18 protein-coding genes are annotated in these 14,911 nt (G+C 68.9%); 4 read left to right on the forward strand and 14 right to left on the reverse strand.

The features are described from left to right. The first annotated feature begins 22 nt into the window (after window positions 1-22). Window positions 23-1,051, forward strand: a complete 1,029-nt coding sequence (locus tag ACI3KT_RS01215; RefSeq protein ID WP_404902004.1) for a PLP-dependent cysteine synthase family protein — start codon at window positions 23-25, stop codon at window positions 1,049-1,051. Here ACI3KT_RS01215 and ACI3KT_RS01220 read toward each other — a convergent pair. The 6 genes from ACI3KT_RS01220 to ACI3KT_RS01245 all read right to left on the reverse strand — a co-directional run bounded on the left by ACI3KT_RS01220 (window position 1,030) and on the right by ACI3KT_RS01245 (window position 5,654). Then, window positions 1,030-1,797, reverse strand: a complete 768-nt coding sequence (locus ACI3KT_RS01220; protein WP_404902311.1) for an endo alpha-1,4 polygalactosaminidase — start codon at window positions 1,795-1,797, stop codon at window positions 1,030-1,032. The two genes, ACI3KT_RS01215 and ACI3KT_RS01220, sit on opposite strands and share 22 nt — an antisense overlap. Before the next feature lie 38 nt (window positions 1,798-1,835). Further along, the gene (locus ACI3KT_RS01225) at window positions 1,836-2,525 is read right to left on the reverse strand and encodes a DUF899 family protein (RefSeq protein WP_404902007.1); all 690 of its coding nucleotides are present in this window, start codon (window positions 2,523-2,525) and stop codon (window positions 1,836-1,838) included. 61 nt (window positions 2,526-2,586) lie between these two features. After that, a complete protein-coding gene (locus tag ACI3KT_RS01230) occupies window positions 2,587-3,963 on the reverse strand; it encodes an MFS transporter (RefSeq protein ID WP_404902009.1) in 1,377 nt (458 codons plus the stop codon). A 46-nt stretch (window positions 3,964-4,009) separates the two neighbouring features. Continuing rightward, on the reverse strand, window positions 4,010-5,080 hold the full coding sequence (locus tag ACI3KT_RS01235) for a YbdK family carboxylate-amine ligase (RefSeq protein WP_404902012.1): 1,071 nt from the start codon (window positions 5,078-5,080) through the stop codon (window positions 4,010-4,012). A gap of 6 nt (window positions 5,081-5,086) precedes the next feature. Then, window positions 5,087-5,353, reverse strand: coding sequence for a Rho termination factor N-terminal domain-containing protein (locus ACI3KT_RS01240; RefSeq protein ID WP_404902015.1), 267 nt, complete (start codon window positions 5,351-5,353; stop codon window positions 5,087-5,089). A gap of 94 nt (window positions 5,354-5,447) precedes the next feature. Next, window positions 5,448-5,654: a CsbD family protein gene (locus tag ACI3KT_RS01245; RefSeq protein WP_292909576.1), complete on the reverse strand. Its 207-nt coding sequence runs from the start codon at window positions 5,652-5,654 to the stop codon at window positions 5,448-5,450. A gap of 212 nt (window positions 5,655-5,866) precedes the next feature. Here ACI3KT_RS01245 and ACI3KT_RS01250 point away from each other — a divergent pair, with 212 nt between their 5' ends. Next, window positions 5,867-6,244 (forward strand): hypothetical protein, encoded by a 378-nt coding sequence (locus ACI3KT_RS01250; protein WP_404902017.1) that lies wholly within the window; start codon window positions 5,867-5,869, stop codon window positions 6,242-6,244. Between the two features lie 7 nt (window positions 6,245-6,251). Here ACI3KT_RS01250 and ACI3KT_RS01255 read toward each other — a convergent pair whose 3' ends face one another. Further along, entirely contained in the window at window positions 6,252-6,599 is a 348-nt protein-coding gene (locus ACI3KT_RS01255) for a hypothetical protein (protein WP_307298834.1), read from the reverse strand. Window positions 6,600-6,860: 261 nt separating this feature from the next. Here ACI3KT_RS01255 and ACI3KT_RS01260 point away from each other — a divergent pair, with 261 nt between their 5' ends. Beyond that, complete coding sequence (locus ACI3KT_RS01260) at window positions 6,861-7,346, forward strand: FBP domain-containing protein (RefSeq protein WP_292909582.1); 486 nt, start codon at window positions 6,861-6,863, stop codon at window positions 7,344-7,346. Here ACI3KT_RS01260 and ACI3KT_RS01265 read toward each other — a convergent pair. The 7 genes from ACI3KT_RS01265 to ACI3KT_RS01295 form a co-directional block, all read right to left on the reverse strand. Then, window positions 7,336-8,139: a PaaX family transcriptional regulator C-terminal domain-containing protein gene (locus ACI3KT_RS01265; RefSeq protein WP_404902018.1), complete on the reverse strand. Its 804-nt coding sequence runs from the start codon at window positions 8,137-8,139 to the stop codon at window positions 7,336-7,338. The two genes, ACI3KT_RS01260 and ACI3KT_RS01265, sit on opposite strands and share 11 nt — an antisense overlap. Further along, entirely contained in the window at window positions 8,136-9,374 is a 1,239-nt protein-coding gene (locus ACI3KT_RS01270; protein ID WP_404902020.1) for a kynureninase, read from the reverse strand. Before ACI3KT_RS01270 ends, ACI3KT_RS01265 begins: the two co-directional genes overlap by 4 nt. Before the next feature lies 1 nt (window position 9,375). Beyond that, a complete protein-coding gene (locus ACI3KT_RS01275; protein WP_404902022.1) occupies window positions 9,376-10,236 on the reverse strand; it encodes a hydrolase in 861 nt (286 codons plus the stop codon). Continuing rightward, window positions 10,236-11,087: a tryptophan 2,3-dioxygenase gene (locus ACI3KT_RS01280; RefSeq protein ID WP_404902024.1), complete on the reverse strand. Its 852-nt coding sequence runs from the start codon at window positions 11,085-11,087 to the stop codon at window positions 10,236-10,238. Before ACI3KT_RS01280 ends, ACI3KT_RS01275 begins: the two co-directional genes overlap by 1 nt. A 30-nt stretch (window positions 11,088-11,117) precedes the next feature. After that, a complete protein-coding gene (locus ACI3KT_RS01285) occupies window positions 11,118-11,327 on the reverse strand; it encodes a hypothetical protein (protein ID WP_292909592.1) in 210 nt (69 codons plus the stop codon). A 50-nt stretch (window positions 11,328-11,377) separates the two neighbouring features. Beyond that, window positions 11,378-13,087, reverse strand: coding sequence for an amidase (locus tag ACI3KT_RS01290; protein WP_404902027.1), 1,710 nt, complete (start codon window positions 13,085-13,087; stop codon window positions 11,378-11,380). Window positions 13,088-13,208: 121 nt separating this feature from the next. Continuing rightward, window positions 13,209-14,231: an agmatine/peptidylarginine deiminase gene (locus ACI3KT_RS01295; RefSeq protein ID WP_404902028.1), complete on the reverse strand. Its 1,023-nt coding sequence runs from the start codon at window positions 14,229-14,231 to the stop codon at window positions 13,209-13,211. Window positions 14,232-14,323: 92 nt separating this feature from the next. On the opposite strand from ACI3KT_RS01295, the gene ACI3KT_RS01300 reads away from it, so the two are divergent. Next, window positions 14,324-14,908, forward strand: a complete 585-nt coding sequence (locus ACI3KT_RS01300) for a TetR/AcrR family transcriptional regulator (RefSeq protein ID WP_307298815.1) — start codon at window positions 14,324-14,326, stop codon at window positions 14,906-14,908. Window positions 14,909-14,911 lie beyond the last annotated feature (3 nt).

A 14,911-nucleotide genomic window follows, 5' to 3' on the forward strand; every position in this document is an offset into this window, starting at 1 on the left:
CTGAAGATCAGGAACAACTTCCGTGCGCTACGCCCAGCACATCGCCGAACTCGTCGGCCACACGCCCCTCGTCCGTCTGAACTCCGTGACCGCCGGCATCCGTCCGACCGTCCTGGCCAAAGTCGAGTACTTCAACCCCGGCGGATCCGCGAAGGACCGCATCGCCGGCGCGATCATCGACGCCGCCGAACGGGAAGGACTGCTCGCGCCCGGCGGCACGATCGTCGAGGCGACCAGCGGCAACACCGGCACCGGCCTCGCGCTCGTCGCCCTTCAACGCGGCTACCGCATGGTGTTCGTGGTTCCCGACAAGTTCGCCGGCGCGAAGGTCGCCACTCTGCGCGGCTACGGCGCGGAGGTCGTGGTCACGCCGACCAGCGTCGAACCGACCGACCCGCGGTCGTACTACAGCGTCGCCGCCCGCCTGGCCGCAGAGATCCCCGGCGCTTTCAACCCGAACCAGTTCGCGAATCAGAACGGTCCGCGCGGGCACTTCGAGACCACAGGGCCCGAGATCTGGGCCGACACCGACGGCCGGGTCACCCACTTCGTCGCGGGCATCGGCACCGGCGGAACCATCACGGGCACGGGCCGGTATCTGAAGCAGGCCAGCGAAGGACGGGTTCGCGTCGTCGGCGCCGATCCTGAGGGGTCGATCTACTCGGGCGGACCGATCCACGGCTATCACGTCGAGGGCGTCGGCGAGGACTTCATGCCGCCGACGTTCGACCCTTCGGTCGTCGACGGCTACGAGCGGATCTCAGATGCCGAATCCTTCGCGATGACGCGTCGCCTGGCCGCGGAGGAGGGGCTGTTCGTCGGCGGATCCAGCGGCATGGCGGTCGTCGCGGCTCTGCGCACGGCGGCCGAGCTCGACGAAGACGACCTCGTGGTCGTGCTGCTGCCAGACCACGGCCGCGGCTACCTCGACAAGCTCTACGACGACCAGTGGCTCGCCGAACGCGGATACGACGTTCCCACTCGGCCGCTCGATCCCATCGTCGCCGAGGTGCGCGCGTTCCTCGCGGATCAGCAGGTCTCGAAGGCGTAGCCCGCATCACCGGGGGTGCGCAGCTCCCGGTCGCGCAGCACCATGGACGCCGGCGATTCCGGATCGGCGCACATCTCGGCGAACGGCCGCGGCAGCTCGTCGACGTACTCGATGTCGATCACGTGGTCGCCGTACACCTCTGTGTACGCCTCGCACTCCGAGTACGCCGCGCACTCCTCGGTCACGGCGAAGTCGAACCCTGCGCGGTCTCGCAGGGTGGCGGCGTCCTCTGCGGCGTTCTTCTGGCCGGCGGCGAGCCCGGCGTCATGGGCGAGCTCGACCAGGCGCGTCGCCAGGGTCAGGTTGTCGTCGAGCGCGAGCGCCCCGTCCGACCGGGTGTAGGAGTCGAGGTTGTCGAACTCGACCGCGTCGAAGCCGGCGGCCGCGCATCCCGCGATCCAGGGCTCGATCATCGCCGCCACGCGTTCGCGGCGATCGGGCGTCGACGTGTCGAGCAGGGCTTCATCGGGCCAGTCGGGATCGAACACCGTCTCTCCATCGCGCTGCAGCAGCAGGTCGTCGGGCCAGGACTCGAGCTCTCCTGGCTGCGTCTGGAAGCCGTTCACGTAGCAGATCGAGTACACGCCGTCGACGGGCAGCTCCGAGCGGTCGCGGGCGACGACGCCCACCGCGCCGGCGGGCGGATACGCGCCGCCGAGCTGGTAGTCGGGCTCGGCCCCGGCCGGCGGAAGTGCGACGTCTGCGGCATCCGCTGCGCACCCGCCGAGCCCGGCGGCCACGGCCAGGACCAGGGCGAGCGCGAGAGCGGAAGCCGGTCGACGCCTCAGTTCCGTGCCCCGTACAGTGCGCCGATCTCTTTGGAGCCCATTCCCTGCGAATAGGTCGGATGCTGCGGCCAGCCCTCAGGGGACTCCTCCCACTCCTCCTGGCGTCCGTAGGGCAGCAGGTCGGCGAGAGCCTGCAGATGGCTGAGGCGCTCGGTGCCCCGTCCGTTCGAATGCCACGTGCGGTAGACCGTGTCGCCGTCGCGGAGGAAGACGTTGAGGGCGAAGCCCGCGTTCGCAGGCGCGCCCACGTCGGCGCCGAAGGTGCTGTCGGCGCTCGAGAACCACTGCATCCGATTGCCGACGCGGTCGCGGTAGGCGAGCAGCTCGTCGATCGGGCCGTTGCTCACGATCACGAACTTCGCGTCGTAGTAGCGCTCGAGGAAATCGAGGCGGGTGAACTGCGAGGTGAAGCCGGTGCATCCGGGGCACTGCCACTCGTTGCCGTCCGACCACATGTGGTTGTAGACGATCAGCTGGGAGCTCCCGTCGAACACGTCGGCGAGGCGCACGGGGCCGTCCACGCCGACGAGGGTGTACTCGGGCAGCTCGACCATCGGCAGACGGCGTCGCTGCGCAGCGATAGCGTCGAGTTCGCGGGTGGCCGCCTTCTCGCGCACGCGCAGGGCGTCGAGTTCGCGCTGCCAGGTGGCGGCGTCGACGACAGGGGGAAGGGGAGCCGTGCTCACGGTGGACCTCCGTTGGTGACGGGCGACGATGCCCTCAGTCTGCGCCGGGTCGCCGACAGGGTCAACGGGGTGTCGCCTCGGCTTCCTGCGCGGGATTGCGGCGGATGCCGATCCATGACACGACTCCACCCAGCACGAGCAGGACAGCGGTCACGATCGCCGCGCTGTGGAAGCCGGCGAGGTTCAGGGTGCCGCCGACGATCGTCGAGATCATCGCGACGACGAGCAGACCCGCGACCCGCGCGACCGCGTTGTTGACGGCCGAGGCGATGCCGGAGTGCGCCTCGTCGATCGCGCCGAGGATCGCCGCCGTCAGCGGTGCGACGGTGAGCGACAGGCCGAGGCCCATCACGATCATCGCCGGGAGCACCTGCCACCAGTAGTCGAAGCGCTCCGAGACGAGCAGCAGCATCACTGCGCCCACCGCCATGATGAGCGGGCCGACGGTCATGAACAGCCGAGGGCCGAGACGACCGGCCCAGGCGCCGGCGCGAGAGCTGACGAGGATCATCAGGATCGTCATGGGAAGGCTCGCGAGCCCGGCGGCGGTGGCCGGAAGACCAGCACCCTGCTGCAGGTACACACCCACCACGAAACCGTTCAGCGACAGCGCCGCGTAGACGAACAGCGTCGCGAGGTTGCCCCAGGCGAAGTCTCGCACACGGAACAGCGACATCGGCAGCAGAGGCGAGGTCGAGCTCTGCTGCCGCCAGAGGAATCCGCTGAACAGCACGACCCCGGCGACGCCGGGGATCCAGATGACCGGCGACGTCCAACCCCTGGTCGGCTGCTCGATGAGCGCGAATACGACGGCACCGAGACCGAGGGCGCACAGTGCTCCGCTCCACCAGTCCACGCGCACGCCGCTCGGGTGCTCCTGCAGCTTCAACCGGGCGAGCAGCACGAGGTTCACCGCGATCGGGATCACGTTGATGAGGAAGACGAAGCGCCACGACAGATAGTCGACGAAGAGTCCGCCCAGCAGCGGGCCGACGAGCTGGGCTGCGGTCGTGAACGCGGTCCACACGCCGATCGCCCGCGATTGCACGTCGGCGCGCATGGTCGCCGTGATCAGGGCGAGCGAACTCGGAACGAGCAGAGCTCCGGCCGCCCCCTGCAGAGCGCGCGCGATGATCAGGACGAGGGGATCGGGGGCCGCGGCCACCGCGACGGATGCGACGCCGAAGGCGATCAGGCCGATGCGCATCACGAGCACTCGCCCGTATGCGTCGGAGACGGAGCCGGCGAGCAGGATGAGTGCGCTCAGGGTGATGAGGTAGGAATCCACCACCCACTGCTGCGTCGTGATGCCGCCGCCGAGTTCGCGGCTGATCGCGGGCAGGGCCACGTTGACCACTGTGCCGTCGAGGAAGGTCACGAACGAGGCGAGGACCGCGATCACGATCACGAGCCGCTGCAGAGGAGCGAAAGAAGCCACGATCGGAACACTACCGTCGTGAACGGACGCGAGGGGCGGATGCCGGTCAGGCGCTCATGCCGGAGAGGTACAGGTCGCGCAGGCCCGCCACGCCGCCGCGCTGATAGGCGCGCTCCTGGCGTTCGGCACCCGTGCCGTCGGCACGGATGCGTGCGAACTGCTCGACCACGAATTCCTCGTCCCCGAGGTCGGCGAGCACGGATCGAGCATGGTCGAGCATGGCCGAGGCCACCTCCCAGAACGGGCCCACCTCGCCGGTGGTCGGGTCGATCACACGTGACTGCGTGCCTCGCCGCGCGGCGGTCCACATCGATGCGTCGATGGCGTCGGGTTCGGCGGGGCGTGCGCTCGCCGAACCTGAGAGGATCAGCGCTCGCGCGAGCGCGGCGGCGAACAGGGTGTCATCGGTCGTGAGCTGTGCGTCGAACACCCGGACCTCGACGGTGGGGAAACGCCGGGAGAGTCGCGCCGCCCAGGCGATCGAGGCCGCGTCGCCGATGGCGCCCAGCGCCACCAGACGATCCACGCGAGCGGTGTAGTCGTCGAGATCGTGAAAGCTCGGAGGGCACCATGAGGACGGCAGGCGGCGGATGAGGATGCTGCGCCAGCTCGCGAATCCCGAATGCCTGCCGTGCGCGTACGGACCGTTTCCGGTGAGCGCCAGCAGCGTCGGAAGCCACTCCCTCACGCGATTGAGAGCGCGCACGCGCTCCTCGTCGTCCGGCACCTCCACGTGGACATGCAGGCCGTTGACCTCATGATCTCGTGTGATCTCGCCGAGCTGATCTGCGACCTCGTCGTAGTGCGTCGAGGTCGACACGACGAACCCGCCGGCAGCGATGAACGGCGTCGCGGACGAGGCCGCGACCGCTCCCTGCTGAGAAGCGTGCTCGGCCAGCAGGGCCCGCATCCTCATCAACTGCTCCCCGGCCTCCGCTCGCGTCTCGGCGGGACTGGTGGCGCACTCGAGCTGACAGGTCAGATACTCCGGCATCACCTCACCGCCACCGCGGCGGCCCGTGATGCGTTCGCGCGCTCCGTGATCCATCCCGATCGGTGCGAGGGTCTGACGATCGAGGACGACGAACTCCTCCTCGACGCCGAAGCGCGCGGACATCAGGACCTAATGATCCCGCAGGTCGGAGATCAGCTCCGACTTGCGCTTGCTGCTGTAGCCGTGCAGACCCAGCTCCTTCGCGCGCTTCCTGAGTTCGTCGACGGTCCAGTCCTCGTAGTCGCCGTGCTCGCCGCCTCGCCGCCCGACCGCGCTGCGACCGTCTCGCGCTGCGGCATTCGAAATGCGTGCGGCCTTCTCCTTGGAGGCACCGTCTTCGCGGAGTTCCTCGTACAGCTTCGGGTCCTTCAACGAGTTGTTCCTGCGTCCTGGCATCAGAATCTCCTCTCTGTTCCCGCGCTCCACGCGGCGTCCGGCAGGGCGACCTCCCGAGGGAGCGCCCTGCCGACGCGCGGGGAGCTGCTTGCACCTACTTGTCGAAGGCGTCTCGGACGTTGTCGCCCGCCTTCTTCGCGGCGTCCTTCACGTCCTGGCCCGCCTGCTTGGCCGCGGCCTTGGCCTGATCCACCCGGCCTTCAGCCTCGAGGTCCTCGTTGCCGGTGACCTTGCCGACGCCTTCCTTGACCTTTCCGCCCATCTTCTCGGCAGCGTTCTTCATGTCGTCTCCGACGCCCATGGTGTGCTCCTTTCGCGAAGCGATCAGTGGAACGGCCACTGTCGCACGAGACGAGCGTGATCACGACGGGATTGACATCCGGCTTCGCATCCGTCTAGGGATCGCCCATCGACGCGGCGAGCGGCGAGGACTACTCTGGCGGCAAGCGGACGATTCCGCCCGCTGACCCGAGACGAGAGCGGTGTGCGATGGACTCGATGATGATGGGCGCCATGTCCAAGAACATGATGTCGATGCCTGACATGGTGATGATGGACATGTCTGTCATGCAGGCGTGCATGGATGCGTGTTCGGCGTGTGAGCAGGCGTGCACCGTCTGCTCGACGCAGATGATGGACTGCGCCCCCGCATGCATGAACTGTGCAGACATGTGCAACACGATGATGCGCTCCATGATGCGGATGCAGGGCATGACGCCGGCCTCGATGATGTCGATGCTCGACGCCTGCATCGCGATGTGCCAGACCTGCATGGACATGTGCATGATGCATGCCGATGACAGCGACGTCTGCCGGATGTGCGCTCAGTCGTGCAAGGCCTGCATGGACGCCTGCATGGCCATGAAGGACATGATGATGGCGTCCGCCTGACGAGCCCTCAGACGGAGGCGACGTTGAACTGCGTGCGGCCGACCGCCAGCACGCCATAGCGCACGTGCAGAGCGACCGGGCTGCCCGGCGCTGCTTCGAGCGCAGCGCCGGTGGCGTTCCACAGCGCGTGCGCGTCGCCCTCGAGCGTGCGTACGACGAGTTCGCCGGTCGCGGCATCCGCTCGCTCGACGATCGCGTCGACCCACTCCGACGGCGTCGCCGAGGCGAGTCGCGCCTGGATCAGGTGCAGACCGTGACCGGAGGCGAACGAAGAGCAGATCTCACCGCGCGAGCACATGCACGCCGAACGCTCACGCACCTGAAGGGGCGGAAGGAAGTTCTGCGGCGTGGACACGGGTTTCTCCTGTCGGTCGAGGCGTTCCCGCAAGAGTAGGTCGGGCGTGTCGGATCGGGAAGCGCACCCGACACGCAGTGAAACAAAGAGGCGTAGGATCGACGCGTGTTGTTCTCGAGGAGCGCCCTCCCGGCGCGGAACGGAGCCGCAGGCGCGTTCAGCGCCGCGGGCAGAGGCTGAGGATCAGCCGGAGGCGGAACCCCCGTCGCCGGCGCTGAGACGTACCCACCTCCATCCTTCTCACGAAAGCACTCATCACTCATGCGTCCCCTCGACGAGCGCGCCATCCGCGCGTCCTTCATCAACGCCTCCCGCAAAGAGGTCGCAGACCTCAACCTTCCCGTCGGCTTCGCCGACATCGACTTCGACAAGCTCGACTATCTCGGCTGGGTCGATCCCAAGCTGCCCCGCCGCGCCTATGTCGTCGCCCGGCTCGAAGACGACCCCGTCGGCATCTTCCTGCAGCGAGCCGAGCAGCGGCTCGCTGCGCGCGGCCAGTGCTCCTGGTGCGAGGACGTGACGCTCCGCAATGACGTGCAGCTGTTCGTCGCCCGCAAGGCAGGCGCCGCCGGACGCAAGGGCGATGCGGTCGGCACTCTGGTCTGCGCCGAGTTCGGCTGCTCGCGGAACGTCCGGATGCTGCCGCCGCTGGCGTATCAGGGCTACGACCGCGAGCTGGCCAGGGACCTGCGGATCCTGCGCCTGCAGGAGCACGTCTCGGGATTCCTCACGGAGGTCAGCGGGTAGCCGCCTCAACCCGTTCCCACGCAGGGCCCGCGTTCTCTGTCGCAAGCCGCGCGAACGCGCGGAAGCTCGATGCTCCCGGCCAATCGGCCGGGAGCATCGCCGGCGGCAGTCCAGGGTCGGTGTAGGGCAGCACGCGCCAGCGGTCGATCAGATGGACGTACGCGGCGAACGGCTCCTCCGGCAGAGTCGAGAGGGACGTCTGGAAGCTCTCGTGCGCGGCGCGGAGCGCGGTCAGATCCCACCAGGCGGCCGCGGCCTCGACGAGCGAGCCGGACGGCACCGGGGCAGCCGCGGAGAACAGGGTCGCCCAGGGTCGCGCATCGAGGTCGTCGAGGATCTGCTCCACCTCGCCCTGCAGATGACCGGGGCAGATCCACAGAGCGGATGACACGACTCCCGCCCCGATGAACTGCAGCCGCTTGCGCAGCTGATGGCGCACGTTCCTGGCGCTCTCCGGAATCGAGAACGACACGAGGCACCACGTGTCGGCATCCGTCATCTCGCGCATCTCGAAGATGCGTCGATCGCCGCGCTCCAGCATGGGCACGGCCCCGGGGTTCAGCAGGTACCCGGGAACGCCGTCGCGCTCGGCGAGCAGCAGGCCTTTCTGCTTGAGTCTGGTGACGCCGGTGCGTGCCTGCGACTCGGGGATTCCGAGCGAACCCGCCAGGGAGACCAGCGCGGACGCTGAGATCCACCCGCCGAGCCGGCGCAGATACAGGCCGACGAAAGTCCGCAGAAGCGAGGCGGTGCTGCCGGGGCGCGCGTCGATGTCATCGAAGACGGGGGTCATCCCGTGGGTTCCTGGATGGGTCCCTGGAGCAGCGCATCGCGCACGGCCAGAACGCCGGTCACGGTCTCGACGTGAGAGGTGCTCAGAGGCGAGAGACCCAGACGGATGCCGTCGGGGAATCGGAAGTCGGGGATCACGCCGTCGGCCCACAGCCGCTGGGTCACGGCGCGGAAGTCGGGATGGCCGATCGTGATGTGGCCGCCGCGGAGTTCTGCATCTCGTGGGCTCAGCAGGCGCACACCGCGCGGGGCGAGAACCTCGTCGAAGGCCTGCACCGCGAGATCGGTGAGCGTCTTCGACTTGGCACGGACGCCCTCGATCGTCGCCTGCTCGATGCGGTCGAGCATCCCCTGCATGGGCAGCATCCCGAGCACCGGAGGGGTTCCGCTGATGAACTGGCGGATCGTGGCGTCGGGGACGTAGGCGGGGCCCATCGCGAACACGTCGGCGGCGCCCATCCACCCCTGGATCGGCTGCCGAAGCACGCCGTGATGCGCCGCGCGCACGTAGGCGAAGGCCGGGGCGCCCGGTCCGCCGTTCAGGTACTTGTACGTGCAGCCCACGGCGAGGTCGACGCCCCATTCATCGAGCCGCATCGGAATCACGCCGACCGAATGGCACAGGTCCCACAGCATCAGCGCACCGGCTTCGTGGACCTTCGCCGTGATGCCCTCCATGTCGGCGAGGGCACCCGAACGATAGTCGACGTGGCTGAGCACCACGAGAGCCGTGCGCGCGGTGACGGCATCGGCGATGTCGGAGATCTGCACGCCCTGCACCGGATCGGCGCTGATCCATCGCACGGCCATGCCGGACTCGGCCGCGACGCCCTCGGCGACGAAGCGATCGGTGGGGAAGTTGCCCTGCTCGATCACGATCTCGGACCGGTCCTTGCGCTCCGCGGTGGCCGAGCGCATGAGCTTGTACAGCAGCACGGTGGTCGAGTCGGCGACGACAGTCTGCCCTGCGGCGGCACCCAGGCAGGCCGCGCCGATGCGGTCGCCGAGAGCGACGGGCAGATCCATCCACTGCTCGTCCCACGAGCGGATCAGGCGGGTGCCCCAGTCGCCGCGCACGAAGTCGGAGATCTTCTCGCCGACGTCGCGCAGCGGGCGGCCGAGCGAGTTGCCGTCGAGGTAGGCCGTGACACCGGGCATCTCGGCGAAGGCGTCGATGTGCGAGCGCAGCGGGTCGGCGGCGTCGAGGGCGCGGGCGGTCGTGAGCAGGTCGGTCATGTCACACCTTCAGGATCTGTGCGTGGAGCGGGTCGGCATCGCCGGCGGGCAGGAGCAGGCGGACGGATGCCGGATGGGAGGGATCGACGGGATCGAGAGCCCTCAGCAGGTCGGCGCCGTCGATGCCTGCCTCGCGCAGCGCGTCGATCTCGTAGCGGTTCAGATCGACCGGAGTCGGACCGTTGCCCATGTCGGTGCCGTACAGCACGGCGCCGCCCGCCGCGTGGAAGCGGCGGACGTTGTCGATCGCGGTCGCCAGGGCGGCTTCGTCGTGGATCGAGAGGGTCGAGATCCAGGAGACGGATGCCGCCTGCTCTCCGATCTCGTGGTCCGAGAGCCGCTCGGTGAAGGGAGCGTGCGCGAGGATCGCGGCCCCCAGGCGGACGGTGCGCTGTGCCTCGCCGACGCCCTCCGCGTGGGCGACGACCGGCAGGCCGCGTGCCGCGGAGAGTCCGACGATGGCGCGGAACATGTCGTCGTCGAAGACGGGCCCGGCGGTGCTGTTGCTCGCGACCTTGATGCGGGAGGCGCCGGCATCCGCCATCTCGGCGACGGCGGATGCGGCATCCGCTCTGTCCGCGATCTCGCGGAACGAGCCTGCGGGCGCCCAGGAGCGGTCGGAGGGATAGCCGCCGACAGGAGTGAGGAACGCGCCCGCGAACTCGATCGACGTTCTGCGGACGTGTGACTGGTCGTCGGGCGAGGAGCACAGCGACGAGACGAAACGCGGATTCCCGCCCAGATCGACGACCCTTCCGAGCCGCGATCCGGCCAGCAGAGTGTGGTCGACGAGCTGCAGATGCACGTGGTGATCGGTGAAGCCGCCGATCACCGTGCCATCCTCGTGCGGGAGGGTCTGCATCAGCCGCCGATCTCGGTGCGCACGGTGTACAGCTCGGGGAAGAAGGTCAGCTCGAGCGCGCGCTGCAGGAAACCGACGCCGCTCGACCCGCCGGTGCCGATCTTCATGCCGATCGTGCGCGAGACCGTCTTGAGATGACGGAAGCGCCAGAACTGGAAGTTGTCCTCGAGGTCGACGAGGTCCTCGCAGGCTTCGTACAGGTCCCAGTGCTGCTGCGGATTCACGTAGATCTCGCGGATCGCGGGCACGAGCTCGGGGGTCTCGCGGTAGGGCTCGCGCACGTCGCGGTCGAGGATCTCGGCGGGCACCGGCAGGCCGCGGCGCGACGCGTACCGCAGGAACTCGTCGTACAGCGTCGGCTTCTCCCACTCGGCCGTCAGCAGCGCGAGGTTCGCCGGGTGATCGCGGAAGACGCTCAGCATCTTCTCGTTCTTGTTGCCGAGGGCGAACTCGACCGCGCGGTACTGCACGGACTGGAAGCCGGAGGAGCTGCCGAGCGAGCCGCGGAACTGTGCGTACTCGGTCGGGGTGAGTGTCGCCAGGATCGACCACTGCTGGGTCATCACGTCCTGGATCTTCTTGATGCGGGCGACCCGCTTGAGCGCTTCTCGCAGATCGTCGCTCGCGAGCAGCCGGCGGGCGGAGGACAGTTCGTGCAGCAGCTGCTTGAGCCAGAGCTCGGTTGTCTGATGCTGGATGATGAACAGCATCTCGTCGTGGTGCTCGGGCGCACTGACCGGGCGCTGCGCGGTGAGCAGCTGATCGAGAGCCAGGTACGACCCGTAGGTCATCCGGCCCGTCAAGTCGGTGACGATGCCGTCTTCGAGCGCGCGCTCGTTCTCAGTGCTCATGCCCCGAACATATCACTTTCGTGGCGAGCGTCACAGGTGTGAAATGTTAAACAGATCCTCCACGCCGGCGTCGTGCTCCGCATCGGGTTCGAGGCGCGTCCGGCGGGTCTCGAAGACGCCGAGGATCACCGCCGTGATCAGCCAGACGACGGCGAAGGCGGCGCTGAGGAGCAGAACGGCGACAACGCTCCAGAACACGACGTTCAGGAAGAGCGTGAAGAAGAACGCGCTGAGGTCCATGCGCTCAGCGTAGACGCCGGTGCTCGAGACGCGCCGTACCCGCCATCGGACTACAGCGACGGTGTGCGGGGCGGGGGAGTGCGGCGGGAACCCGGAGCGCCTGCCGCCTCGAACGCCGCGGCCAGAGCCAGCAGCTTCACGTCGTCGTAGGCGCGGCCGGCGAAGGTGAGGCCGATCGGCATCCCGATGTCGGCCATCAGTCCCATCGGCACCGTGACCGTCGGGATGCCGAGATGGCGCACGGCGAGGTTGCCGTTCGCGATCCAGGTGCCGTTGCGCCAGCCGAGATCGGCCGACGCCTCGTTCACGTCCATGTCTGCGGGGCCGACGTCGGCGACGGCGGGGAAGACGACGGCATCCAGGCCGAGAGAATCCATCCACTCCTCGAGATCGACGCGACGGGTCTCCTCCAGACCGCGCAGCCCGCCGTCGAGCTCCGGCATGTCGAGGAATCCGATGCCCGGATGCTCGCGCACCCAGCCCGGGTACTCGGCGATGTCGTCGTCGAAGCCGGTGTAGCGGTCGGCCAGCGCGCCCGCCGGGTGCGGGAAGATCGCGGCGCCGTCGACGTCGACGAGAGTCGAGAGGTCAGGGTCGCCGTTGGCCTGCAGGAAGTCCTCCCAGCCCCATGCCGACAGGTCGACGATCTCCCGCTTCAGGTACTCGGGAGACACCAGACCGCGGGTCGCGATCGTCGGAGCCCCCGGGCGGTCGCCCTCGTAGTTGGACACGACGGGGAAGTCGACCTCGACCACGGTCGCGCCGGCCGCCTCGAGGTCTCGGCGTGCGGCCTCCCAGCGTTCGATCACCGACGCGCGGGTCTCGATGCGCTGCCCGGTCGGCCCGCCGATACCGGGATTCTCGGCGTTGCCGGCATCCGGATCCGCGTTGATGTACATGCGCGGGATGCCGATGCGGGCGCCCTGCAGCGACGCCGAGGCGGCGAGGGCCGGGTAGGAGCCAGGGCGGACGTCGGATGCCGAGGGCAACGGAACCCACGGCTGCGAGCGCCAGAAGTCGCCTCGGGTCTCGGCGTCGTCGGCGACGATCACGTCGAGGATCTCGAGCAGATCGGCCATGGTGCGCGCGTGCGGCACCACGACGTCCATGGTGGGCACGAGCGGCCAGTTGCCTCGCGTCGAGATGACGCCGCGCGAGGGCGTGTACGCGCACAGCGCGTTGTTCGTCGCAGGTCCCCGGCCGCTCGACCATGTCTCCTCGCCGAGGCCGAAGGCCGCGAAGCTCGCCGCCGTCGCGGTGCCGGACCCGTTCGACGAGCCCGATGCGAAGGGGGCGGTGAGGAAGTCGGCGTTGTACGGACTCTCGGCGCGACCGTAGACGCCGCGCTGCATGCCGCCGTTGGCCATGGGCGGCATGTTCGTCAGACCCAGGCAGATCGCTCCTCCGGCTCGGAGGCGCTCGATCGTGAAGGCATCGCGCTGCGCCACGAGGTCGCGGAAGGCGGGGCTGCCGGATGCGGCGGTGAGCCCCGTGACCAGGTAGCTGTCCTTTGCGGTGTAGGGGATGCCGTCGAGCGGGCCGCGCGTCTGGCCGGCTGCACGGCGGGCGTCGGACGCTTCGGCTTCGGCGCGTGCGTCGGGGTTGTGCACCACGACGGCGTTCAGCGCGGTCTCGGTGCCGGGTGCGTCGTAGGCGGCGATGCGGGCCCGGTACGCCTCGACGAGTTCGACCGCCGTGGTCCGACCCGATTCGAGCGCGCGCCGCAGATCGGCGATGGAGGCTTCATGCACGTTGAACATCGTGAGTCCTTGTCGGTTGATGCGTTTCGTCTCGTCTCGTCGCTTCGCTCCTCGCTCAACGACCCGCGGAAGTTGGTCGTTGAGCGAGCGAAGCGAGACGAAATGCAGACGGGCGGTCGGGTCAGAGCGACGGCTGCTGTTGGGTGATGCAGTGGATGCCGCCCCCGCGGTCGAACAGCGGGCGTGCGTCGACTGTGACGACGGTGCGCCCTGGGTAGGCGTCGGCGAGGATGGCGCGGGCCGCGGCATCCGCCTGCTCGTCGCCGAATCCGCAGGCGACGACACCCTCGTTCGTGACGAGGTGGTTGACGTAGCTCCAGTCGACGAAGCCCTCGTCATCGCGCAGCGTGGCGGGTGCGGGGAGCCCGATGATCTCGAAGCCGCGGCCGGCGGCATCCGTCTGCTGCTCGAGGTGCGCACGCAGCTGCCGGCTGACCTCGAAGTCGGGATGCTCGGGGTTCTGCTGCTCGTGCAGCAGCAGGCGGCCGGGGGAGGCGATGGTCGCGACGATGTCGACGTGGCCGTTCGTGCCGAAGTCGTCGTAGTCGCGGGTGAGGCCTCGGGGCAGCCAGACGGCTGCGGTCGCGCCGATCGTGCGCAGCATCTCGGCCTCGACCCGCTGCCGGTCGGCGAACGGGTTGCGGCGCTTGTCGAGCTGCACGGTCTCGGTGAGCAGAACGGTGCCCTCCCCGTCGACGTGGATGCCGCCGCCCTCGTTCACCAGCACGGAGCTGACGAGCTCGGCCCCGACGGCGCCCGCGATGATGCGGGCGTGCTGAGCGGCCTTGCTCCACTGTGCCCATTCCGGAGCGCCCCAGCCGTTGAAGATCCAGTCGACCGCGCCCAGGCGGCCGTCGTCGGAGACGACGAAGCTCGGCCCCGAGTCGCGCATCCAGAACTCGTCGACAGGCGCCTCGACGATCTCGATCGTCTTGCTGAGCATGCGGCGCGCCCTGTCGAGCTCGCTTGGGTCGACGAGCATCGAGACCGGCGTGAACTCGGCGGCGGCGTGCGCGACGGCGGTCCAGGTGGCGTAGCCCTCTTCGCGTTCGGTTGCGTTCTCGCCCAGGGTCTGCCCCTCGGCCGGGAACGCCATCCAGATGCGATCGTGGCGGGCGGTCTCTGCCGGCATTCGCCAGGTCATGGGGTCTCCTCGGGGTGCCGTGCTTCGCCGAGATCGGAACCGCGGCGGATGCCTATTGAACGGGTGGCCAACAGGTGCTACGGTATCCCGTGATGAACAACACGTCAAGAGCCGCGGCGAAGCGGCTGCCGCCCGCCGAGCGCGAGCGTTCGATCGTCGACGGCGCCAAGGCGCTGGCGTGCGAGAGCGGCATCGACGCGCTCACCGTGCGCGCCGTCGCGAGCCGCGTGGGAGTGACGCCCGCGCTCATCGCGCACTACCGGCCGGTGATGGACGATTTCGTCGCCGAGGTGTTCGGAGAGATCGTCGCCGCCGAACGCGAAGAGGTTCTGGGCGGCTTCGTCTTCTCGGGGGACCTCCGCGAGAACCTGCAGCGCCTGATCGAGACGCTGCTCGACGACACCCGCGAAGACGTCGCGCTGGTCTGGGTGCAGTCCTGGTCGCTCGGCGCTCGCAACGAGGCGCTCGGGCAGCGGGTCCGTCATGAGATGGATCTCTGGCAGTCCGGACTCGAAGACGTCATCCGCCGCGCATCCGCAGGAGCCGTCGATCCAGAGCCCGCCGCGTGGCTGCTGCTCGCGATGGTCGACGGCATGAGCGCCCACTCGCTGGTCAAGTGGACTCCGCACGACCGGGCCGACCTCGCCCGCCGCACACTCGCAGCCGTCCTCGGCTGACCC

It is taken from the genome of Microbacterium sp. ZW T6_19 (genome assembly GCF_044987465.1).
Classification (GTDB): Bacteria; Actinomycetota; Actinomycetes; order Actinomycetales; family Microbacteriaceae; genus Microbacterium; species Microbacterium natoriense_A.